Origin of the sequence: Streptomyces griseiscabiei (genome assembly GCF_020010925.1) — a bacterium.
Taxonomy (GTDB): Bacteria; Actinomycetota; Actinomycetes; order Streptomycetales; family Streptomycetaceae; genus Streptomyces; species Streptomyces griseiscabiei.
In genome coordinates, this window is record NZ_JAGJBZ010000002.1 from 1,436,418 (window position 1) to 1,458,348 (window position 21,931).

Genomic DNA, 21,931 nt, shown 5'->3' on the forward strand with positions numbered 1-21,931 from the left:
CTGTCGTAGCCCGGCGCGCCCCTGAGTTCGCGGGCCCTTCCCGTCATCCGCCAGGAGGCGGCCCGCGCCTGCCCGGACACCGGCGTCAAGGAGGTGGACCATGCGCTACCTGCACTGAACCCCGGCCCTGACCCACACCGTCGACCACCGAGGAGGAACCATGCGCTACCTGCACTGATTCCGGAGGGACGCGGGGGACCGCCCGGCGAACGCCGCGCGGTTCCACCCGCGTCCCGAGGTGGCGGCCCCGCACCGGGCCGCCACCGGCCCCGGTACCGCCTGCGCTCCAGCCCGACCCTGCCCCACCGACTCGCGGGAGAAGAACCGAGGATGGACCTGTTCCGGCCGCTGGACGACACGACCATCGACGATCCGCACCCCATGTACCACCGGCTCCGGTCGGCCGAACCGGTGCACTGGTACGCGCCGTTGAGCGCCTGGGTGGTGAGCGGGTACGACGACTGCCTCTTCGCCCTGCACCGCACCGACCTCTTCTCCTCCGACTGGCGCCGGGCCGGTATCGAGATCCCGGACAACCTGCTCAGCATCCAGACCCTGGACCCGCCCGAGCACGGGGCCGTGCACCGGGTGCTCATGGACGCCTACCGGCGGCAGGACCTCACCGCGATGCGGGCGCGACTGGAGCGGCTGGCCGACGACCTCCTCGAAAAGCTCGCCGTCCAGCCGGAGTTCGAGCTGATCGAGGCCTTCACCGCCCCGCTGTCCTTCGCCGCGGTCGCCGAACTCTTCGGGGTCCCGGACGCCGACGAGAAGAACATCGTCGCCTGGTCGGAGGCGATCGTCGCCGCCATGGACTCCGGCCTCACCCCGGAGGCCGCCGCACCCGGCACCCGCGCCAGGGACGCGCTCGGCGCGGAGATCTCCGGCTGGCTCGACAGGCGACCGGACCGCGGTCTGCTCGCCGAACTGCGGCGTGCGGAGGCGGACCGGACCATCTCGCGCGACATGATCCTGAACACGCTGCGCGCGATGCTGCATGCCGGATACGCGCCCACGAGCCGCTTCATCGCGGCCTCCGTGCTGTCGCTGCTCCGCTCACCCACCGCCTGGTCCGAACTCCGGGCCAGCGGAGTGACCGAGCGCGCGATCAAGGAACTGCTGCGCCACTCCGGACCCGTCCAGGCCGTCGCCCGGGTCTGCGCCGAGGAGGTGGAGCTGGGCGGCAACCGCCTGGACAAGGGCAGCGACGTCATCCTGCTGATCGCCGCGGCGAACCGCGACCCGGAGCGGTTCCCGCGCCCCGACGAGCTCGACCTGACCCGCGCCGCCGAGCACAACCTGGGCTTCGGCCGGGGCGCGCACGCCTGTGTGGGCGCCTCGCTGGCCCGGCTGACCTGCTCCGTGGCCCTCGACGCGCTGCTGCGCCACACCCCACGGCTACGGCAGACCGGTGAGCCGGTCCACTGGCGGCACGCCACACTGCGCGGTCTGCGCCGACTGCCGGTGAGCGGAGGCGCCGGATGAGCCCGCTCGGCACCGGAACCTCCTCCGACGGCGGCCCCGTGGCGCCGGACGGCAGTCCCGTCGGCCTCTACCGGGTGTTCCCGCCGGGGCGCGAGCCGGCGCTCATCCACGCCGCCCTTCCGCCGGGCGCCGCCGTCCTCGAACTCGGCTGCGGCGCGGGCCGGATCACCCACGCGCTCGTCGGCCTCGGACACCCCGTGGTCGCCGTCGACCAGAGCGCCGACATGCTCGCCTCGGTACGGGACGCCACCCCCGTCCACGCCGACATCGAGGGACTCGACCTCGGGCGCCGCTTCCCCGCGGTGGTCCTCGCCGGCTATCTGGTCAACACCATCGTGCCCGGCCAGCGGGACGCCTTCCTCGCCACCTGCCGACGGCACGTCGCGGACGACGGCGTCGTCCTCGTCCAGCGGACCGCTCCGCGGTGGGCCGCCTCGCTGCGGCCCGGCGGGGAACACCGGTCCGGCGAGTTCTCCGTCACCGTCACCGAGGCCCGGCTCGACGACGGTGTCCTGCACGCCGCCCAGGAATGCCGTCATCGGGGCACGACCTGGACGCATTCCTGGACCGACCTCGTCCACTCCGACGAGACCATCGAGAAACTCGCCGCCGAATCCGGCCTCCCCCTGCACCGCTGGCTCGACGAGGACCGGGAGTGGGCCCTGCTGCGACCGGGCTGAGCCGGACGCCGGCCCCGCGAGCGCCCGGACTCAGCCCTCGGCACCCGCCCGCTGCTCCGACGCGTCCCCGCGAGGCGCGCGTGCGCCGCACACCAGGACGCTCACCAGGCCCAGCGCACCGGCCGCCGCGACCACGACATGGGCCGGGAGGAACTCGGCGGCGGCCCCGGCGGCGGCGAAGCCGACGCCCTGACCGATCATCAGGCCCGCCATCGTGAGGGTCAGCGCCCGGCCCCGCAACTCCTCGGGCGTGGCGTCGAGTACACGCTGATCCAGGCCCATCGCGTAGGTGAACCCGAACCCGCACACCAGCAGCAGCAGTGTCGCCGCCACCAGGCCGGGAGCGAGGACGAAGAACAGCAGCGGTACGAACATCAGACAGCCGAGCGGCAGCACCAGCCGGACGCGCGCGCCGGGCGGCAGCAGGGTCCCCGCGAGGATCTCGCCCAGCACCGACCCCGCCGGCGCGGCGCACAACAGCAGTCCGATCGCGCCGGAGCCGCCGCCCAACTGGTCGGCGTACGGCGCGGCGAGCGCCTCCGGTGCCACGACGAGGGTCGGCGGCAGCCAGGTGAGCAGCAGCAGAGGGCGCAGTCCGGGGGTGGCGAGCACCTGTCGTACACCCCGCAGCGAGGAACGCGCCACCGACGAGCGGTCGTGCTCCTGCCGGGCCGGCAGCCGGCGGGTGCCGAACCTGAGCAGCAGGGCCGCGATCCCGAAGCCCGCCGAGGCCAGGAGCAGTGCCTGCGCGGGAGTCAGGGCGATCAGCAGCAGACCGCCCGCCGCGAAGCCGATGATCTGGGTGCTCTGCGACACCAGCCGCAGCAGGGAGCGTCCGAGGACGTAGCCCGCGCCCGACAGCAGATCGGGCAGGCTCGCCGCGCGCGCCCCCTGGAAGACCGGGGCCACGGTCCCGAGGACCAGCAGCAACAGCAGAAGCAGAGGGATCGGGGCCGACGGCACGGCCATGAGACCGACCACCCCGCAGCTGACGGTCTGGCAGACCACGAGCACATCGCGGGTGGGGTGCCGGTCGGCGACCGCCGACAGGAGAGTGGCCCCGAAGAGATAGGGGGCGAAACCGAGCGCGAAGGTCAGGGAGGACAGCAGGGGGGACCCGGTTCTCTCGTACACCAGTACCGAGAGCGTGATCTGGGCGGTCGCGTTGCCGAGCGTGGCGACGATCTGCGCCAGGAACATCACCCGGAACTCGGCGACGGCGAGGATCTCCCGATAGGTCGACACCTCGACGGCGACCGGGGTGACCTGGGCGACCGGGGCGGAGGAGGCGGACGGTGCCGTCGTCGGGACCCGGCCGGACGGGACGGACGGGGCGGACGGGGCGGATGGGGCGGGCGGGGCAGGCGGGACGGGCGTGCGGGCCGTGGCTGCCCCGGCCGTGCCCGACGGCTCCGGGCCCCGCCGTTCCTCGGCCGTGCCCGACGGCCCCCCGACCGCCGGATCGTCGGCGCGACCGGCACGAGGCGCGCGAGGTGAAGGGGAGTTCTGCTGCGACATGGGCCGCAGCTTCGCGTGACGCCGTGCCGCCGCTCAATCGCTTCGGACATACTCGAATCCGCCCGGCGAGCGAGCCGGGCGGCCCGGGCGGGAACCAGCGCGAACCCAGGAGGAGGCCGGGCCGCATGGCCGTACAGCTACTGGTGGAGACGGGCGATCTGCTGCGCTGCCGCTTCGCGCTCTCCCCGCTCTGGGAGACCGTGGCCGCGGTCCGCACCCTGGCCGACCCGCGCCGTCAGGCGTACCACCTCCCCTGGGTGCGGCGGGTACGTCCGCTCGTCGACGACGCGACCCTCGCCCCGCTGCTCGCCCTGCTGCCGCACACCGGCTACACCCCCGACTTCCTCACTCCGCCGCCCTCCGGCCCCCTGGCCGCCTTCGACGACGAACTGGCCCAGGTGGCGGCGACCCCCCTCGCCCAGGTCGCCGAGGAACTGCGCCGCTGTCTGCGCGGTCCCGAGCGCGGCAGCCCGCCGGACCGGGCGCTCGCCGACCGCCTCCTCGCCGACCCCGCCCGCACGGTGGCCGAACTCGGCGCACTCGTCCGACTGTGCTGGGACCGCCTCGTCGCCCCGCAGTGGCCACAACTGCGCGATCTGCTGCACGCCGACATCGCCCTGCGCACCCGACAGGTCGCCACCGGCGGCTTCCAGTACGTCCTCGACGAACTGCACCCCTCCGTGCGCCGGCACGACGACCACCGCCTGGTGATCGACACCCCGCACCGCGTCGTCCGGCGGCTGGGCGGGCGGGGCCTGCTCCTGCTGCCGAGCGTGTTCGTCTGGCCGGCCCTGACCGTCGTCGCCGAGCCGCCCTGGCAGCCCACCGTCGTCTACCCCGCGCGCGGCATCGGCGACCTCTGGAGCCTCGCCCGCCCCGCCGCGGAGCCCGGGGGCGGCGGAGCGCTGGCCCACCTCATCGGCCGTACCCGCGCCCGTATCCTCAGCGGCCTCGACCGGCCCACACCCACCAGCACCCTGGCCCGGCTGCACGGCACGAGCCCCGCCACCGTCTCCGGGCACATCTCCGCACTGCGTGCGGCGGGCCTCGTCACCAGCTACCGGGTGGGACGTTTCACCTATCACGAGCGCACCGCCCTGGGCCTCGCCCTCTCCGGCTGACACACGCCCCGGCCGTCAGGCGCTCCAGCCGATACACGCGCCCCCATGGGCCGCAGGCCGCCCCCGCAGGGTCCTCCCCGCCCCGCGCGTCCCTCGCGCACCCCACCCGTCACCGTGGCGTACGGCAATCTTGACGACGCGGATGTTACCGGTAACACTTCGAGGGTCCCAGTCACGGAGAGGCGGAGTCGCGCGTGCCCGACACACCTATCGCGCAAGAGGTGACGCACAGCCGACCGGCCACGCGGACAAGGGTGTTCAGCCCCGCCGCCGTGGCCGCGTCCTGTGTCGGCTTCGTCCTGATCGGCGTGCTCCAGGCGCTCTACGGCCCCGCGATCCCGGCCTTCCGCGACACCTACGACCTGTCGCCGTCGGCCGCCGGGCTCGGGCTGAGCGCCCACTTCGTCGGCGGGGTCCTCGGCGTACTGCTCTTCGACCGGCTGTTCGGGCGGATCGGCAACCGACGGCTCCTCGGCACCTCGTACCTGCTGATGGCCCTCGGCGCGGCGGGCTTCGCGCTCGCCCCGGACTGGCCCTCCTCCCTCGCCGCCGCCCTGCTCGCCGGCGTCGGCTTCGGCGGCATCGACTACGGCCTCAACCAGCTCTTCGCCGTCGGCTTCGGCCACCGCTCGACCGCCATGCTGAACATCCTCAACGCCCACTTCGGCATCGGCGCGATCCTCGGCCCCGCCCTCGTCGCCGCCTTCGGGGCCGAGCACTACCCGGCGCTCTTCCTGGCCTTCACCGCCGTCACCCTGCCCCTGCTGCTCTGCCTGCGGGGCGTACGCGACCGGGTGCCCCAGCCGGGCGCCGAGGCGGCCGGGGGAGCCGAAGGGCAGGCCGGCGGCCGGGTGCTCGGCCGCAGCCTCGGCTCGGTGCTCGCCGTCTTCGTCGTCCTCTACATCCTGCACGTCGGCGTCGAGACCGGCGTCGGCGGCTGGGAACCCACCCATCTGGAGACGGTCGGGTACGGCGCCGGAGCCGCCGCGACCGCCACCTCCGTGTACTGGCTGATGATGACGGCCGGCCGCTTCCTGGTCGCCCCCGTCGCCCTCCGGTACTCACCCCAGACGATCATCACCGTGTCCTGCGCGGGCATGACCGTCTGTCTGCTGCTGGCCTCGGTGCCCCAGCTCGCCCCGTTCGCCTACGCCGGAGTCGGCCTGTTCATCGCGCCGATCTTCCCCACCGGCCTGCCCTGGCTCAACGCGGCCGCGCCCCGGGCCCGCCGGGCCGGCGCGCTCGTCATCGCCGCGTCCATGACCGGGGGAGTGGCGGCGGGCCCGGCGCTGGGCAAGGCCATCGAGTGGTCCGGCGTCCGCGCGGTCCCGCTGCTGCTCTGCGCCGTCTCGGCGGTGTGCCTGCTGGCCACGCTCTGGCTGATCCGCGCCACCCGCACCGACCCGGCGCCCCCGTAGCCCCGTCGGCGCGGCCCTCGCCGACCGTCCGGCCCGGCCACGTCCCGCTCTGTCCCGCCCTGTCCTGTCCTGTTCGCCCCCCACCCCCAGTCGAAGGGAAACAGCCTTGCGCCCGCCCGCCCTCACCACGTCGTCCGACGGTTTCCTCCTGCACGGTGAGCCGTTCCGGATCATCTCCGGCGCGATGCACTACTTCCGCATCCACCCCGACCTGTGGGCCGACCGGCTGCGCAAGGCCCGGCTGATGGGCCTCAACACCGTGGAGACGTACGTCCCCTGGAACCTCCACCAGCCCGACCCGGACAGCCCGCTCGTCCTCGACGGGCTGCTCGACCTGCCCCGCTATCTGAGCCTCGCCCGCGCCGAGGGCCTGCACGTCCTGCTGCGCCCCGGCCCGTACATCTGCGCCGAGTGGGACGGTGGCGGTCTGCCCTCCTGGCTCACCTCGGACCCCGACATCCGGCTGCGCTCCAGCGACCCCCGCTTCACGAACGCCCTCGACCGCTACCTCGACATCCTGCTGCCCCCGCTGCTGCCGCACCTGGCCGCGAACGGCGGCCCGGTCATCGCCGTCCAGGTGGAGAACGAGTACGGGGCGTACGGCGACGACACCGCGTACCTCAAGCACGTCCACCAGGCGCTGCGCTCGCGCGGGGTCGACGAGCTGCTGTTCACCTGCGACCAGGCGGGCTCCGGCCACCATCTGGCCGCCGGGAGCCTGCCCGGGGTCCTGTCCACCGGCACCTTCGGCGGCAGGATCGAGGAGTCCCTGGCGGCACTGCGGGAACACATGCCCGAAGGGCCCCTGATGTGCTCGGAGTTCTGGATCGGCTGGTTCGACCACTGGGGCGAGGAGCACCACGTCCGGGACGCCGAGAGCGCCGCCGCCGACCTGGACAAGCTGCTGGCCGCCGGTGCCTCCGTCAACATCTACATGTTCCACGGCGGCACCAACTTCGGCTTCACCAACGGCGCCAACCACGACCAGTGCTACGCCCCGATCGTCACCTCCTACGACTACGACGCGGCCCTCGGCGAGTCCGGCGACCCCGGCCCCAAGTACCACGCGTTCCGGGAGGTCATCGCCCGTCACGCGCCCGTCCCGGAGGAGCCGGTCCCGTCCCCCGCGCCCAAACTCGGCGGGATCACCGTGGAGTTGGACCGCAGGGCGCCGCTGCTGCCGTACGCGACCTCCCTCGACGCGTCCGTGGGACGGTCCGAACACCCGCTCACCATGGAGGAGTTCGGCCAGCGTTCCGGCTACGCCCTCTACCGCACGACGTTCCCCGAGGCGGGCGACGGTCTGCTGCACTTCGAGGGCGGGGTCGGCGACCGCGCCCAGGTCTTCGTGGACGGCGCCCCCGTCGGCGTCCTGGAACGCGAACGCCACGACGAGACCCTGCCGTTGCGGGTCCCGCACGCCGGCGCCACGCTCGACGTGCTGGTCGAGAACATGGGCGGCGTCAACTACGGCCCCCGGATCGGCGCCGCCAAGGGAATGCTCGGCCAGGTCACCTTCAACGGCACCGCGCTGCTCGGCTGGGACACCCACCGCCTCCCGCTGGCCGACCTGTCCACGGTGCCCTTCGCCCCGGCCCCCGCCGACGCGGCCCCGGTCACCGTCCCGGCCTTCCACCACGGCACCTTCGAGATCGCGACCCCCGCCGACACCTTCCTCTCGCTGCCCGGCTGGACCAAGGGCCAGGCCTGGATCAACGGCTTCCACCTCGGCCGCTACTGGAACCGCGGCCCGCAGCGCACCCTCTACGTCCCGGCCCCCGTCCTGCGCGCGGGCGCCAACGAACTGGTCCTGCTGGAGCTGAACGCCACGACCGGCGCCCGAGCGGAGTTCACGGACACGCCGGACCTGGGCCCGGTGAAGCCCTGATGACACCGCCGCAGCCGCAGCCGCAGCCGCACCGGCTGCGGCTCCCGGCCGGGCGGGTGCCGCCGCTGCGCGGCCACCTCCCGTTCGCCGACGCGCCGGGCGTGGCCGACCCCGTCGAGGTCACCAGCCGCTGGCTGACGCGGGGCGGCCGGCCGTGGTTCCCCGTCTCCGGCGAGTTCCACTACTCCCGCTACCCGGCCGGGGAGTGGGAGGAGGAACTGCTGAAGATGAAGGCGGGCGGGGTGACGGCCGTCGCCGCGTACGTCATCTGGATCCACCACGAGGAGGTGGAGGGCCGTGTCCGCTTCGACGGCGACCGCGATCTGCGCCGCTTCGCCGAACTCTGCGCCCGCCACGGCCTGGACCTCATCCCCCGCATCGGGCCCTGGGTGCACGCCGAGGTCCGGGGCGGCGGGCTGCCCGACTGGGTCCTCGCCCGCACGGACGCGCCCCGCACCGACGATCCGGCCTACCTCGCCCCCGTACGCACCTGGTACGAGGCGATCGCCGGGCAGCTGCGCGGTCTGGACCGGGCCCACGGCGGTCCGGTCGTCGCGATCCAGATCGAGAACGAGCTGTACGACCGGCCGGGCCATCTGCTCACCCTGAAGCGGCTCGCGCAGGACGCGGGCCTGTCGGCGCCCCTGTGGACGTCGACCGCCTGGGGCGGGGTCCGGCTGCCCCCCGACGAACTCCTCCCGCTCTACGGCGGTTACCCCGAGGCGTTCTGGACCGAGGCCGACGGCGGCTGGCCCGACACCTGCCGCAAGCACTTCTTCTTCACCGACCAGCGCGACGACGAGGGCATCGGCGCGGATCTCCGCCCGACCGCCGTGCGCGACGGCGACCCGTCGTCCACAGCGGCCTCGGAGGCCTCGGCGGCCCGATTCCCCTGGGCCACCTGTGAGTTGGGCGGCGGCATGGCGGTGGCCTACCACCGTCGGCCGCGCGTCGAGGCCGCCGACGTCGGCGCCCTCGGCCTCACCAAGATCGGCTGCGGCTCGGTCTGGCAGGGCTACTACATGTTCCACGGCGGCACCAACCCACCCGGCGACCTCACCTCCCTCCAGGAGTCGCACGCCACCGGCTACCCCAACGACCTCCCCGTCCTCACCTACGACTTCCAGGCCCCCCTCGGCGAGTACGGCCAGTACCGCCCCTCCTACGACGAACTCCGCCTCCAGCACCTGCTGCTGGCCGACTTCGGTCATCTGATCGCCCCGATGGACTCGGTGCTGCCCGAGCGGCTGCCGGCGGGTCAGCACGACCGGGAGACACTGCGGTGGGCGGTGCGCGGTGACGGCCGCTCGGGCTTCCTCTTCGTCAACAACCACCAGCCGCACGAGCCCTTGCCGGAGCATCCGGGGACGTCGTTCGAGGTGGGGTTCCCGGACGGCGGCACGGCTCTGTCGTTGCCGAGCACACCCGTCACCGTCCCCCAAGGGGCCTACTTCTGCTGGCCGTTGAGGCTGGAGATCGCCGGGCTGCGGCTCGACTGGGCCACCGCGCAGCCCGTCTGCACGGTCGACGACGGCCGGGGCCGTACGGTCCTGGTGCTCGCCGCGATCGACGGCATCGACCCCGAACTCGCCCTGGACGCGCGGACGGTGACGACCGTCTCCGCTCCTTCGGGAGAGGTGTCGACCACGAGTGACCGCGTCCTGGTGACCGGGCTGCGTCCCGGTACCGACGCGCTCGTCGAGGTCGACGCCGCCGACGGCAGCCGGGTCGGTCTGCTCGTCCTCGACGCGGCGACGGCCCGTACCGCCTACCGGGGCCGGGCCTGGGGCGCCGAGCGGCTGGTGCTCGCCGAGTCCGGTGGCGGGGTGGTCTTCGACGCCCACACGGACGAGGTGCGGGTCCATGGGGGAGGGCCGTCGGCGTCGGTCGCCGTGCTGCCCGCGCCGGGGCGTCCTCCTGTGGTGGCGGGGGCGACGGTGAAGGAGGCGGAGGACGGGGTGTTCGTCCGCTACACGGTGGTGGGGGCGGGCGAGGACGGGGGGTCTGGGGGCGGGGCCGGTGGGGTGTCGGTCTCGTTGGTCCGGTCCGCGGGGGTGGCTCCGCCGGTGGTGACGGGGGTGTCGGGGCGGGCGAGTGTGCCGGGGGAGGAGTGGTTCGGGGAGGTGGGCGCCGAGTATGTGGTGGTGCTGCCGGATGATCCGCCGGCGGGGGCGCTGCTTCGGGTCCACTGGAGTGGGGATGTGGCCCGTGCGGATGTGGGGGGCCGCCTTGTCGCCGATCAGTTCTACTCGGGGGCGGGCAGTGTGTGGGAGATCGGGGTGGGGCGGTTGCCTGTGGGGGTGGTGCGGGTGCGGGTGTTGGCGTTGCCCGCCGGGGCGCCGGTTCATGTGCCGGGCTGGGCGGGGGACTCCGAGATCCCGGCGGAGATCACCCGGGTCGAGCTGATCACCCCCCACACCTGGAGCCTCCGCCCCGGCTGACCCTCTCCTCTCGCCCCCGCCGCCCCTACCCGACCCATCCCCAGGGGCTGCGCCCCTTCGACCCCGAGAGGGCCGGGGGGGTGGGTGGGACGAGGGGTGGGGTGGTCAGGGGTGGGTGGGTGAGTGCGGGTCCGGTGGGGGCTGGTCGCGCAGTTCCCCGCGCCCCTAAAGGCCCAGGCCCCTCTGGGCCTGAAAGCCCAGCCTGTGTGGGGCTGAAAGTCCAGCCTGTGTGGGGCTGAAAGCCCAACCCGTGTGGGCCTGACAGTCCAGGCCCCGGCGGGCCTGGAAGACCACGGCCCCGCGGTCCGGAAAGCCGGTCGGCGGCGGGTCTGAAAAGCACGGGGCGTAGCCCCTGCTTTTCAGGGGCGCGGGGAACTGCGCGACCAGCCCCCACCGGACCCGCACTCACCCACCCACCCCTGACCACCCCACCCCTCGTCCCACCCCCCCGGCCCTCTCGGGGCCGAAGGGGCGCAGCCCCTGGGGATGGGACGGGTAGGGGCGGCGGGGGCGGAAACGCCGGTTCTATTCTTTGGCACCAGGCAGAACCCCCTCGATCCGCCCCCCGTCGAAAAGGAGCCAGCCGCATGCCCCGAGGCACCCCGGACGGCACCGCGGCCGACCCCCCCGACACCACCCCCCGAGGCCGCAGCCGCCGCAACTTCGCCGGCTCCCGCCCGGTGATGGACGACGTGGCCCGCCTCGCGGGCGTGTCCAAGCAGACCGTCTCCCGCGTCCTCAACGACAACCCGGCCGTCCGCCGGGAGACCCGCGAGGCCGTCCTGGAGGCGATGCGCACCCTCGGCTACCGCCCCAGCCGCAGCGCCCGCTCGCTCGCCAGCGGCCGCACCCGGATGCTCGGAGTGATCTCCTTCGACGCGGCCCGCTACGGCCCCGCCGCCACCCTGACCGCGATCAACACGGCCGCCCAGGACGCCGGCTACCTCGTCAGCTCCATCGCCCTGGACACGGCGGACCGGGACACCGTGGTCCAGGCGGTCGACCGGCTGTCGGCGGAGGGCGCGGACGGCATCATCGCGATCGCCCCCCAGCGCCCGGTCGCCACCGCCCTGGCCGGCGCCCGCCCCGACACCCCGCTGGTGATGCTGGACAACGGCCTCGGCGACGGCACCCCCGTGGTCTCCTCGGACTTCACGGCGGGCGCCCGGCTGGCGACGGAGCATCTGCTGGGCCTCGGCCACCGTACGGTCTGGCACATCGCGGGACCCACGGGCTGGACGTCCGCCGAGCGCCGTGCGGCGAGCTGGCGCGAGACCCTGGAGCGGGCCGGTGCCCGGGTCCACGCGCCCCTCGTCGGGGACTGGAGCGCCGACTCCGGTTACGAGCTGGGCCGGCGGCTCGCGGACCGCCCGGAGGTCACCGCCGTGTTCGTCTCCAACGACCAGATGGCCCTGGGGCTGCTGCGCGCGCTGCACGAGGCGGGGCGCCGGGTCCCGGACGACGTCAGCGTGGTCGGTTACGACGACATCCCGGAGGCGGCGCATCTGCTGCCGCCGCTGACGACGATCCGTACGGACTTCTCGCTCATCGGCACGGTGGCGCTGCGCTTGCTGGTGCGGCAGTTGGGGGAGCCGGGGGTTTCGGGGGGCGCGGCGGTGGTGGGATCGGTCGTGCCCGTCGAGCTGATCGTTCGGGACAGTACGGGGGCGGTGGGGTAGTTCTCGGGCGCCTATGGGGGGTGCGTCGTTGGTTCTCGGGCGGGTGCGGGTCCGGTGGGGGCTGGTCGCGCAGTTCCCCGCGCCCCTTACGGGCGCCCCCCTGGCCCGGCGTCGAACGCCGGGCCAGGGGTCACCTCACGGTTTCCTGGCGATCGCCCCGTACATCGCGATGTCCTCGTCGCGGATGCCCTGCTCGCCCGTGCCGTCCGGGAGCCACTTGTGGACCTGGACGATGCCGGGCTCGACGAGGTCGAGGCCGTCGAAGAACTCGTGGGCCTCGTCGATGGTGCGCAGCCGCATCGGCATGTCGCGGGCCGCGTACTCGCGGGCGACGCGGCCCACCTCCTCGGGGGCGAACTCGGCGGTGCCGATGGTCATCGCCAGATAGCTGCCCGAGGGGAGCGGTTCGAGGAGACGGCGGACGATGCCGACCGCGTCGTCCTCGTCCAGGACGAAGTGGACGATCGCGATCACGGTGAGCGCGACCGGCTTGCTCAGGTCGAGGGTGTCCCGGAACTCGGCGGAACCGAGGACGGTCTCCGGGTCCTGGAAGTCGGCCTCGATGTACGCGGTCTTGCCCTCGGGGGTGCTGGCCAGTAATCCCTGGGACAGGGTGAGGACGATCGGGTCGTTGTCCACGTAGACGACCCGGGACTCGGGGGCCACCGACTGGGCTATCTCGTGGAGGTTGGGGGAGGTGGGGATGCCGGTTCCGATGTCGAGGAACTGGCGCATGCCCGCCTTCTCGGCGAGCCAGCGCACCGCGCGGTTCATCCAGTCGCGGTTGGCGCGCATATGGACCGGCAGGGCCGGCCACTCGTGCGCCATCGCGTCACCGGCCTCCTTGTCGGCCGGGTAGTAGTCCTTGCCGCCGAGGATGTAGTCGTAGATACGCGCGGAGTGCGCGTGCTCGGTGTCGATCCGGTCGGCCGGCCATCCGTTGTCGGGCAACGCCGTCCCTCCCATCAGGTCGTGTCGTACAGAAACAGGTAGATACAGGTAGATACCGGTGCAGACAGAGGTGCAGGTGCAGGTGCAGGTGCCGATGATGCGGTGGGTCTCAAACAGCTCGTCAAACAGATGGTGCGTCAACAGGACGTCGCAGCAAGCGGGTTGAGCGGGTCAGAGCAGGAAGTCGGCCTCTCCCGCCTTCACACCGGTCAGGAACGTGGTCATCTCACGGGGGGTGAAGAGCAGCGCGGGCCCGTCCGGGTCGGTCGACTGGCGTACCGCGACCCGGCCGTCGGCGAGCTTCTTCACCTCCACGCAGGCGCCGCCGGCGTCGTCGCTCCAGGGCCGGTGCCAGTCCTGGACGCCGAGCTCGCGGGCCGGCATGCCGTTGCGGACGTCGTGGTGTACTCCGTGGGTTGTGTGGTGGTGCACGTCAGAGCTCCTTGCGTAGTGCGCCGAGGAGAGCCTCGGTCTTGCGGGCGGGCGCGGACTGCGCGCCCAACCGGTCCAGGGCCTCGCGGTAGACGACGACGTCCTCCCCCTTGTCGAGGTAGACGGCGCCGACCAGACCGTTGAGGTAGACGATGTCGGGCAACTCGGGTGCCCTGAACCGGAAGAGATGGAACGCACCGGCCCGCATCGCCGGGTGCGGGCCGTTCTGGAACGGCATGATCTGGACCGTCACATGCGGCAGCCGGTTCAGCTCGATCAGATGGTCGACCTGGGCGCGCATCACGTCCGGTCCGCCGACCGGCCATCTGAGCACCGTCTCGTCCATCACCACCCACAGCCGCGGCGGTTGCGCACGGGTGAGGAGTTCCTGGCGCCGCATCCGCAGCGCCACGCGCCGCTCGGTGTCCGCCGTCGCCGCGTGCGGGTTGCCGGCACCGAGGAGGGCGCGGGCGTACTCCTCGGTCTGGAGCAGACCGTGCACGAACTGCGGCTCGTACGCGCGGATCTGGAGCGCGGCCTGTTCCAGGCTCAGATAGGCGGCGAACCAGTCGGGCAGGACATCGCGGTAGGTGTGCCACCAGCCGCGCTTGTTGGCCTCGCGGACCGACTTGAGGAAGGTCTCGATCTCCTGCTGGTCCGAGACGCCGTAGATCTGGAGCAGTTTCTCGACGTCGGGGAGGCGGAGCCGGGCGACCTTGGCGGCCTCCAGCCGGCGGATCGTGGAATGGCTGACTCCGATCGCCTCGCCCGCCTGCTCGAACGTCAGCCCGGCACGGGTGCGCAACTCCTCCAGCTGTCTGCCGAGGATCATGCGCAGCACGGATGGGGCTCCGCCCCAGTCCGTTTCCGCGGTCACGCCCACCACCCCTCACGCCGGGCAACAGAGCCATGTCGAACTGGACTACGAATCCTGCGCACTTTCGTTCAAGGAATGCGCGTTGTTGTGCGAGTCGCTTCGAGAGCGCAGTCTGACACGATCTTGGCTCGAACGGGGGCAGCATGCGTCCCACAAATTGCAAATTTCAACTTGCTGGTTGCGAGGTGTTGTTCGCGGATGCCACAGTGGTCATACCGTCACGGCTTCGGTGAACGCTGAGGCTGCGCGGCCAGGTTGGGGGAGATGTGGCCGCAACTCAGCGCTGTTCCCCGCGAGTTGCCAGTGCTCGTGGTGGACGGCGAGACGGCCGTGGCACCGGCACCGCTGCGGTGCGAAGGGCCGACGAAAGGCATACGGCGATGGCTCCGCCCACCCTCCCCCAGTCCACGGACCGGTTACCCCCGACCATGTACCCACCCCTTGGAGCAGAGGCCTACGAACCCCACAGAGCGGGTGTGTTCGGACTGCCCGCGGTGCCCGCCTCGGCGGGCGAGGCGCGCAGAACCGTGCGCGAGCTGCTCGGCGAGTGGGGGGTGCGTCCGGAGACCCGTGAGGACGCCCTCCTGATCACGTCCGAGCTGGTCACCAACGCGCTGACGCACACGGACAGCGAGTGGATCGTGTGCCGACTGCATCTCACCGGCCGACGGCTCCGGATCGAGGTCGAGGACCAGAACAGCCGTCACACACAGCCTGCCCGGCGTCGTCCGGGCCCCGACGACCAGAACGGGCGAGGGCTCTTGCTGGTCGGCATGCTCAGCAGCGACTGGGGGGTGCGCGACACCCCACAACGGTCCGGTCGTGTCGTCTGGGCAGAACTGCCGTCGGAGGGCCGGGACACCGCCGATCCCGCCCCTCCGACGGCCCCGCACGAGATCGAAGGCCTCCCCTTGACCGACCTCACCGACCCGTCCTGGACGTAACCGCTCCGCCCGGCACACGGCGTCGCACCGGCATCCGGCCGGCTGCGACGGCGTGGTCGCGCGCCGCGCGCTTCCCCGCGCCCCTTCGGGGGCGCGGTCGCTACGCTGCCTCCACAGTCGGCCCGTCGCCGTGGGAGGCAGCGTGCGCAGCGAGTTCGAGATCGACGTCCTCGTGCTGGGGGGAGCGGGCGTCGACACCATCGTCTACGTCCCCGAACTGCCCCTGCCGTTCGCGGACAGCCATCTGGTGCCGGCCATCGAGACCCGGGCCGGGCAGACCGGCGACTTCCTGGCCGTGGCCACGCACACGCTCGGCCTGCGCACCCACCATTTCGACCTGCTCGGCGCCGATCACGAGGGCGACCTCGTCCGGGCCCTGCACCGCGACCGGGGCGTCCCCTTCACCGAGGCGCCGCTGCCCGGCGGCACCCGGCGCGCGGTCAACCTGGTCGGTCCGGACGGCCGCCGCTGCTCGCTCTACGACGGCAGCCGGAGCCAGGAGGTGGACGAACTGCCGCCGGACACGGTCCGCGCGCTGGCCGGGGTCAGCCGCCACGTCCATGTCTCCATCAGCCAGCCCTGCGCAGCCTCCCTGCCGGTGCTGGCCGAGCTGGGGGTGAGCGTCTCCACCGATCTGCACGACTGGGACGGCGTCAACCCGTACCACGAGCCGTTCGCGTACGCCGCCGACCTGGTCTTCGTGTCGGCCGCCGCGCTCGCGGACCCGGAGCGGACCATGCGCCGGATCACCGAGCGGGGCCGGGCCGAGGCCGTCGTCGCCACGGACGGGGCGCGCGGCGCGTACCACCTCGTCGACGGCGAACTGAGCCACATCCCGCCGGTGGCCCCGCCGGCGCCGGCGGTGGACTCCAACGGCGCGGGGGACGCGTTCGCGGCGGGCTACCTCTTCGGCCGGCTCACCGGTGAACCCCCGCACCGGTGCGGCCTGTTGGGCGCGATCGCGGGCGCGTACGCCTGCACGGTCCCCTCGACCCGTACGGACTCCATCGGCCGCGGAGAACTGCTCGCCCGCGCCGGGGAGCCGGTCCGCTGACCGCTCAGCCCGGCCGCAGGCCCGCCGCCACCAGACGGGCCTCCATCCGGCGGCGGGCCGCGCCGAGGACGGCGAGGAGGAGTTCCTTGCTGGAGTGGCGCTGGCGTACGTCGCAGAGCAGGACGGGGACGGCGGGCGGCAGGTCGAGCGCCTGGCGGACCTGCTCGGTGTCCACGTCACGGTGCCCGTCGAAGCAGTTGACGCCGACCGCGAACGGAATGTCGCGGGACTCGAAGAAGTCGACCGCGGGGAAGCAGGCGTCGAGCTTGCGGGTGTCGGCGAGCACGACGGCCCCGAGGGCACCGCTGCACAGGTCGTCCCACATGAACCAGAAACGGTCCTGTCCCGGCGTCCCGAAGAGGTAGAGCACCAGTTCGGGGGAGAAGGTGATCCGGCCGAAGTCCAGGGCGACCGTGGTGGAGACCTTCCTCTCGACACCTCTGAGGTCGTCCACCCGTCTGCCGGCCTCGGTGATGTGCTCCTCGGTCGCCAGCGGGGTCACCTCGCTCACCGAGCCCACCATCGTGGTCTTGCCGACGCCGAAGCCGCCCGCTATGAGGATCTTCAGGGCGGTGGGTACCAGAGGCTCGACGGACACGATCCATCACCCTTTCGACGAGTTCCAGGCCCGGCCGCCGTCGCGGCTCACGCGTCCTGCACATAATCGGACGGGGTCTCCGAACGGGGCGCCGCGCTCAGGTACTTGCCGACCTGCTTGACCAGGGTGCCCATCTCGAAGGCCATCATGCCGACGTCCACCTCCTCCGAGGCGATCGCGGCGAGCCGCGCGCCCCGGCCCGCGGCGGTGACGAAGAGGAACGCCCGCTCCATCTGGATGACCGTCTGCTGGACCTCGCCGCCCTGGAAGTGCCGGGCCACACCCCGGGCCAGACTGTGCATGCCCGAGCCGACGGCGGACAGATGTTCCGCGTCGTCGAACCGGATGTCCTTCGACTTGCCGATGAGAAGGCCGTCCCCGGAGAGCACGATGGCGCAGTGGATCTCGGGTATGCGCTCCACGAGTCCGTCCAGCAGCCAGTCCAGTTGGGGACCGGGTCGTTCCTGCTCTGTCATGTCGTGCGTGTTCCTCACGGTTCGGTCGGCGCCAGGGGCGGCGCCGGGTCGTCGGGGCGCCGGGGGGAGCGCCCGTCAGGCGGCACCGGGGCCCGGCCGTGGCGCCGGCCGGCCGGGGGCCGCGTCGGTGTCGTCCGGTCCGGTGAGCCGGGCCCGCGTCGAGCCCCGCCGGATCGCCACGATGGCACGGGCCAGGGCGTCCGGGCGGAGCGTGTCCCGCGCGTCGTCGTCCGCTCCGGGGCCCTCGGCCGTGTCCTCGCGGGCCGGTGGCGTGGCCGGGGCGCTCCGGGGCCGGCGGGGCAGACCGTGCGGGCTCCGCGGGAGGGGCGTCGGGCCGGTCTCGGTGCGGGAGGGGTCACCGCTCATCCGGGCCACCGTGTCGTATCGTGCCGCGGTCCGATGCGGGGGAGGGTGCCAGGCATCTGATTCCTCGTACGACAGTGAACATCCGATGACGACGGGGACGCGGCGAGCCGTCCGGCATCCCTGTGCTCCGGCTCGACACGCCGAGTCGGCGAGTGTCAGCGGGCGGACGGAACGCTATCAGGACCCGAGGCCCGTCGTCAGCACCGGCCGACCGCAACTTGGGGCCGGGCGGGCGTAATTGACGGGCACTTCGGGACCGCTCCGGTGCGGGGCGGGCGGCGCGACGGTGGAGCGGAACGTTCCGGAGGTTGCCGGGAAGCTGACTTGTCGACACGTCAGCACCTCGGAACGGGCACGGTCCGGCCACATCCGACTCCCGGACGCGTGGCTTGAATTCTGTGACACCCTGCTCAAACATGCGCGCGGGGCGCGGCAGTTTGGTATTTGGCGGTGCACAGCGCGGAGGGAAGGGTGTTCATGTCTGGTGTGCCTGGTGGTCCGGCCACCTCCTGCCCGTTTTCGGGTCGGCGACGTCACATGAGTTCGCGTCGGAAAGTATCAAAATGTGGACATCGCCGCGCTCATATCTCACATTCGGGATCAAATTTCAACCGTCTATGTTTCGGCCAAACCCTCTAAACGATCTTGGCGTAAGAGGTTGATTTGTAGACCATGTTGGGCATCGGTCACACTCCCGAACGGAACACGACCGACGCACAGCCACCGCGTCTCCCCCGGGCGCGGGAGAACGCCTAGAAGGGCTTGGCGTGGAACACGTCTTCACAACCCAGGATCATGAGGATCTACGGCAGCGCGTACGCGAGTTCGCCGAGCGTGTGGTGCGGCCTCTGATACCCGAGATGGAGGCCTCCCGGACCGTACTGGTGGGGCTCTCCCGGCTGATCGCCCAACAGGGCTGGATCGGCGCCACGATCGACCCGGTCTACGGCGGCATGGGCGCGGGCCATCTGGCCAAGACCGTCATCATCGAGGAACTGTCCCGGGTGAGCGGCGCGATGGGGGCCATGGTGCAGGCCTCCCAGCTCGGCGTCGCCAAGATCGTCCACTTCGGTGACGAGAGCCAGAAGCGGCACTGGCTGCCGAGGATCGCCTCGGGAGAGGTGCTCCCGACCATCGCTGTGACCGAGCCGGGGTCGGGGGGCCACGTGGCCGGCATGGAGAGCAGCGCGGTGCGGGACGGCGACGACTACGTCCTCAACGGCCGCAAGGTCTTCGTCGGCAACAGCCATGTCGGCGACGTGCACGGGGTGGTGGTCCGCACCGGGCCCGGCTCCAAGGGCATGACGGCCTTCCTCGTCGAGTCCGACCGGCCCGGCTTCTCCCTCGCCGAGCAGGTGCCCTCCATGGGCCTGCACGGCTTCAGCTTCGGCGAACTCATCTTCGAGGACTGCCGCGTCCCGGCCGCCAACCGCCTGGGCGAGGAGGGCGAGGGGCTGGCCGTGGCCTACTCCTCGTCGGTGCTCTACGGCCGCCTCAACCTCACCGCGGTGTCCCTGGGCATCCACCAGGCGGTGTTCGAGGAGACCGCCCGGTACTGCGGCGAGACCCAGCGCTACGGGCGCCCGCTGGGGCACCTGCCCAACATCAAGATCGAGCTGGGGCGGATGCTGCAACGCCTCACCCTCGCGCGGCAGAGCGCCTATCTCGCCGCGCATCTGCTGGACCAGGGACAGCCCTGCGACGTCGAGTTGATGACCGCGAAGCTCTTCAACGTCGAGTCGTCCATCGAGTCGGCCCAGGCGTCCGTCAAGATGCACGCGGCCTGCGGCCTGTTCACCGACCGCCCGGTCGAGCGCTATCTGCGCGACGCCTTCCACATCTACGCCCCCGCCGGCACCTCCGAGATCCAGGGGCTGCGGCTGGGCGAGTTCGCACTCGGCGAGAACAAGGGCCAGTGGTCCGAACGCCTCGCCGACCTGGTCCGCACCCCACAGGTCGAGCAGCGGGAAACGGAACCGATCCCGGTCGGCGAGCTGGTCTAGGCGCCGGGGGGCGGAGCGAGCGGGAACGGCCTGGGTTCGGGGGAGCCCCGGTGGCGCGCACGCACGGGAGCGCCGACACGAAGAAGCCGCGGACACGATGGTGTGTCTGCGGCTTTCGTGTGCCTGGTGGCCTGGTGGCCCGCCTCCTCTCGGCCCCGCAGGTCGAGCAGCGGGAGCCGGAGCGGGAAACGGAACCGATCCCGGTCGGCGAGCTGGTCTAGGCGCCGAGGGACGGAGCGAGCGGAGAGCGGCCTGGGTTCGGGGGAGCCCTGGTGGCGCGGGCAGGGGAGCGCCGACGCCGGTTGTCGACGCGGAGCGCCGACGCGAAGAAGCCGCGGACACGATGATGTGTCCGCGGCTTTCGTGTGCCCGGTGGGCCGTCTGCTCTCGGCCCGGTGGGCCGGTGGTGGCGTACGGCGTGGTTTCAGCGGCCGGAGGCGAGGGAGTGGATCTGGTCGGACATCTCCTGCGCCATGTGTTTGATGATCTCCAGCCGCTGCCGCCCCCAGGTACGGGAGTCGGTGTCCACGACACAGATCGTGCCCAGGTTGATGCCGGCCAGAGTGTCCACCAGCGGGGCGCCCATGTAGGAGCGGATGCCGATCTCGTCCACGACCGGGTTGCCCGCGAACCGCGGGTAGTCGCAGACGTCATCGAGTACCAGCGCCGCCGTCCGCTTGACGGTGTGCGGGCAGAAACCGTGGTCGAGCCGCATCTCCCGGCTCATCGAGGTCTCGGCCAGCTGCCCCGTCGAGATGTTCACCGGCCCAGCGTCCGGGGTGTAGAGCCCGGCGAAGAACTGCCGCCTGTCGTCGACGAAGTTGACCATCGCGTACGGCGCGTCCAGCTCCAGGGCCAGCCGGCGCGCGAACGCGTCGAACTCGGGCCGGGGGATGTCGGCGAGCCCCAGTTGCGAGAGCCTCGCGGCGCGTTGCGGGCCGACCGGGTCCTCGGGGGTGAGGAGGAGACGGTCGAGCGGTGGCTCGTAGGAGGAGTAGGGGCTGTTCATCGGAACTCCGTTCCGGGTCGGCTGGGTCGAGTAGGGATCAACGGAGCACGGGCGGCTGGTGCGTCGCCACGCCGGGGGTCATGCTGAGCAGATGCTGGACCAGTTCGACGAGCACACCCGTGCCGGAGCTGCAGTGCCGGGCGTCGCAGAACACGATCGGCGCGTTGGACTTCAGGCCGATGGCGTCCCGTACCTCGTCGATGGAGTACTGGTACGCGCCGTCGAACTCGTTCACGCCCACGACGAACGGGATGCCGCGCACCTCGAAGAAGTCCACGGCGGGGAAGCACGCGTCGAGCCGCCGGGTGTCGGCGAGCACCACCGCGCCCAGCGCACCGTCGGACAGTTCGTCCCACATGAACCAGAATCGTTCCTGCCCGGGAGTGCCGAACAGGTACAGCACATGGTCGCGGCTGAGCGTGATCCGGCCGAAGTCCAGGGCCACGGTGGTGGTCGACTTCTCCTCGACCCCGGCGAGGCTGTCCGTACCGGCGCTGGCCGTGGTGATGACCTCCTCGGTGCTCAGCGGCGCGATCTCGCTGACCGCCCCCACGAAGGTCGTCTTGCCCACCCCGAACCCGCCCGCCACGAGGATCTTCAGGGCGGTCGGGAAGGGGTCAGAGCCGTGCGCGTAGGCCATCGAGCACCGCCTCCAAAACTTCTCGGTTGGCGGCGGAGGCCGCCTCGACGGCACGGGGCGCCCGTGCGGTGAGCGCCTCGTGCTGCACTAGGTCGGACAACAGGACTTTGGTGACGGCGATCGGGAGGTTCATCCGGGCTGCCACCTCGACCACCGGCACCGGCCGGGCGCACAGGCCGAGCACCAGGTCGTGATCGGGTCCGAGGTCGGTGATCGGCAGGACACCGGTGGCCATGACCAGCGTGAGCAGGTCGAACGACGTCGAGGGTCGAGTGCGCCCGTTGCTGACGGTGAACGGCCGGACTAAGCGCCCGGCCTCCTCGTCCAGGAACAGCTCGTCCGTCATCGCGT

20 protein-coding genes are annotated in these 21,931 nt (G+C 72.2%); 10 read left to right on the plus strand and 10 right to left on the minus strand.

The window, feature by feature from the left end:
- Positions 1–330: 330 nt before the first annotated feature.
- Positions 331–1,485: a cytochrome P450 gene (locus tag J8M51_RS23770; RefSeq protein WP_086758420.1), complete on the plus strand. Its 1,155-nt coding sequence runs from the start codon at positions 331–333 to the stop codon at positions 1,483–1,485.
- Positions 1,482–2,165 carry a class I SAM-dependent methyltransferase gene (locus J8M51_RS23775; protein ID WP_086758419.1) on the plus strand — a complete coding sequence of 228 codons (684 nt, stop codon included), beginning with the start codon at positions 1,482–1,484 and terminating at the stop codon, positions 2,163–2,165. The genes J8M51_RS23770 and J8M51_RS23775 overlap by 4 nt, the downstream gene beginning before the upstream one ends.
- A 30-nt stretch (positions 2,166–2,195) precedes the next feature.
- Here J8M51_RS23775 and J8M51_RS23780 read toward each other — a convergent pair whose 3' ends face one another.
- A complete protein-coding gene (locus J8M51_RS23780; protein ID WP_267299453.1) occupies positions 2,196–3,683 on the minus strand; it encodes an MFS transporter in 1,488 nt (495 codons plus the stop codon).
- Between the two features lie 125 nt (positions 3,684–3,808).
- Here J8M51_RS23780 and J8M51_RS23785 point away from each other — a divergent pair, with 125 nt between their 5' ends.
- The 5 genes from J8M51_RS23785 (at position 3,809) to J8M51_RS23805 (ending at position 12,230) form a co-directional block, all read left to right on the plus strand.
- The gene (locus J8M51_RS23785) at positions 3,809–4,804 is read left to right on the plus strand and encodes an ArsR/SmtB family transcription factor (protein ID WP_086759926.1); all 996 of its coding nucleotides are present in this window, start codon (positions 3,809–3,811) and stop codon (positions 4,802–4,804) included.
- Positions 4,805–4,998: 194 nt separating this feature from the next.
- Positions 4,999–6,222 carry an MFS transporter gene (locus J8M51_RS23790; RefSeq protein ID WP_267299454.1) on the plus strand — a complete coding sequence of 408 codons (1,224 nt, stop codon included), beginning with the start codon at positions 4,999–5,001 and terminating at the stop codon, positions 6,220–6,222.
- 106 nt (positions 6,223–6,328) lie between these two features.
- Positions 6,329–8,110: a glycoside hydrolase family 35 protein gene (locus J8M51_RS23795; protein ID WP_086759111.1), complete on the plus strand. Its 1,782-nt coding sequence runs from the start codon at positions 6,329–6,331 to the stop codon at positions 8,108–8,110.
- A complete protein-coding gene (locus J8M51_RS23800) occupies positions 8,110–10,551 on the plus strand; it encodes a beta-galactosidase (RefSeq protein ID WP_267299455.1) in 2,442 nt (813 codons plus the stop codon). The genes J8M51_RS23795 and J8M51_RS23800 overlap by 1 nt, the downstream gene beginning before the upstream one ends.
- Before the next feature lie 587 nt (positions 10,552–11,138).
- Complete coding sequence (locus J8M51_RS23805) at positions 11,139–12,230, plus strand: LacI family DNA-binding transcriptional regulator (RefSeq protein WP_216590159.1); 1,092 nt, start codon at positions 11,139–11,141, stop codon at positions 12,228–12,230.
- 135 nt (positions 12,231–12,365) lie between these two features.
- Here the strand turns inward: J8M51_RS23805 and J8M51_RS23810 are convergent, their stop codons facing one another.
- The 3 genes from J8M51_RS23810 to J8M51_RS23820 form a co-directional block, all read right to left on the minus strand.
- Complete coding sequence (locus J8M51_RS23810; protein ID WP_216590160.1) at positions 12,366–13,181, minus strand: SAM-dependent methyltransferase; 816 nt, start codon at positions 13,179–13,181, stop codon at positions 12,366–12,368.
- A gap of 171 nt (positions 13,182–13,352) precedes the next feature.
- Positions 13,353–13,565, minus strand: a complete 213-nt coding sequence (locus J8M51_RS23815) for a DUF397 domain-containing protein (protein WP_086763945.1) — start codon at positions 13,563–13,565, stop codon at positions 13,353–13,355.
- Positions 13,566–13,614: 49 nt separating this feature from the next.
- Positions 13,615–14,490 (minus strand): helix-turn-helix domain-containing protein, encoded by an 876-nt coding sequence (locus J8M51_RS23820; protein WP_086763947.1) that lies wholly within the window; start codon positions 14,488–14,490, stop codon positions 13,615–13,617.
- A gap of 476 nt (positions 14,491–14,966) precedes the next feature.
- Between J8M51_RS23820 and J8M51_RS23825 the strand changes: the two genes are divergently transcribed.
- Both J8M51_RS23825 and J8M51_RS23830 read left to right on the plus strand, forming a co-directional pair.
- The gene (locus J8M51_RS23825) at positions 14,967–15,434 is read left to right on the plus strand and encodes an ATP-binding protein (RefSeq protein ID WP_086763943.1); all 468 of its coding nucleotides are present in this window, start codon (positions 14,967–14,969) and stop codon (positions 15,432–15,434) included.
- Positions 15,435–15,576: 142 nt separating this feature from the next.
- The gene (locus J8M51_RS23830) at positions 15,577–16,488 is read left to right on the plus strand and encodes an adenosine kinase (RefSeq protein ID WP_086761724.1); all 912 of its coding nucleotides are present in this window, start codon (positions 15,577–15,579) and stop codon (positions 16,486–16,488) included.
- Positions 16,489–16,492: 4 nt separating this feature from the next.
- On the opposite strand, the gene J8M51_RS23835 is transcribed toward J8M51_RS23830, so the two are convergent.
- From J8M51_RS23835 to J8M51_RS23845, 3 genes are all read right to left on the minus strand, one after another.
- Positions 16,493–17,086 carry a GTP-binding protein gene (locus J8M51_RS23835; protein ID WP_398856737.1) on the minus strand — a complete coding sequence of 198 codons (594 nt, stop codon included), beginning with the start codon at positions 17,084–17,086 and terminating at the stop codon, positions 16,493–16,495.
- A gap of 47 nt (positions 17,087–17,133) precedes the next feature.
- The gene (locus tag J8M51_RS23840) at positions 17,134–17,562 is read right to left on the minus strand and encodes a roadblock/LC7 domain-containing protein (RefSeq protein ID WP_179203403.1); all 429 of its coding nucleotides are present in this window, start codon (positions 17,560–17,562) and stop codon (positions 17,134–17,136) included.
- Between the two features lie 75 nt (positions 17,563–17,637).
- Complete coding sequence (locus J8M51_RS23845; protein WP_086761718.1) at positions 17,638–17,928, minus strand: hypothetical protein; 291 nt, start codon at positions 17,926–17,928, stop codon at positions 17,638–17,640.
- Between the two features lie 767 nt (positions 17,929–18,695).
- Here J8M51_RS23845 and J8M51_RS23850 point away from each other — a divergent pair.
- On the plus strand, positions 18,696–19,931 hold the full coding sequence (locus J8M51_RS23850; protein ID WP_086761716.1) for an acyl-CoA dehydrogenase family protein: 1,236 nt from the start codon (positions 18,696–18,698) through the stop codon (positions 19,929–19,931).
- A gap of 424 nt (positions 19,932–20,355) precedes the next feature.
- Here the strand turns inward: J8M51_RS23850 and J8M51_RS23855 are convergent, their stop codons facing one another.
- The 3 genes from J8M51_RS23855 to J8M51_RS23865 are packed head-to-tail and all read right to left on the minus strand — an operon-like array spanning position 20,356 to position 21,926.
- Positions 20,356–20,940 (minus strand): GAF domain-containing protein, encoded by a 585-nt coding sequence (locus tag J8M51_RS23855; RefSeq protein ID WP_086761714.1) that lies wholly within the window; start codon positions 20,938–20,940, stop codon positions 20,356–20,358.
- 37 nt (positions 20,941–20,977) lie between these two features.
- Positions 20,978–21,580 carry a GTP-binding protein gene (locus J8M51_RS23860; RefSeq protein ID WP_086761712.1) on the minus strand — a complete coding sequence of 201 codons (603 nt, stop codon included), beginning with the start codon at positions 21,578–21,580 and terminating at the stop codon, positions 20,978–20,980.
- Positions 21,558–21,926, minus strand: a complete 369-nt coding sequence (locus J8M51_RS23865) for a DUF742 domain-containing protein (RefSeq protein WP_086761710.1) — start codon at positions 21,924–21,926, stop codon at positions 21,558–21,560. Before J8M51_RS23865 ends, J8M51_RS23860 begins: the two co-directional genes overlap by 23 nt.
- Positions 21,927–21,931: the final 5 nt, after the last annotated feature.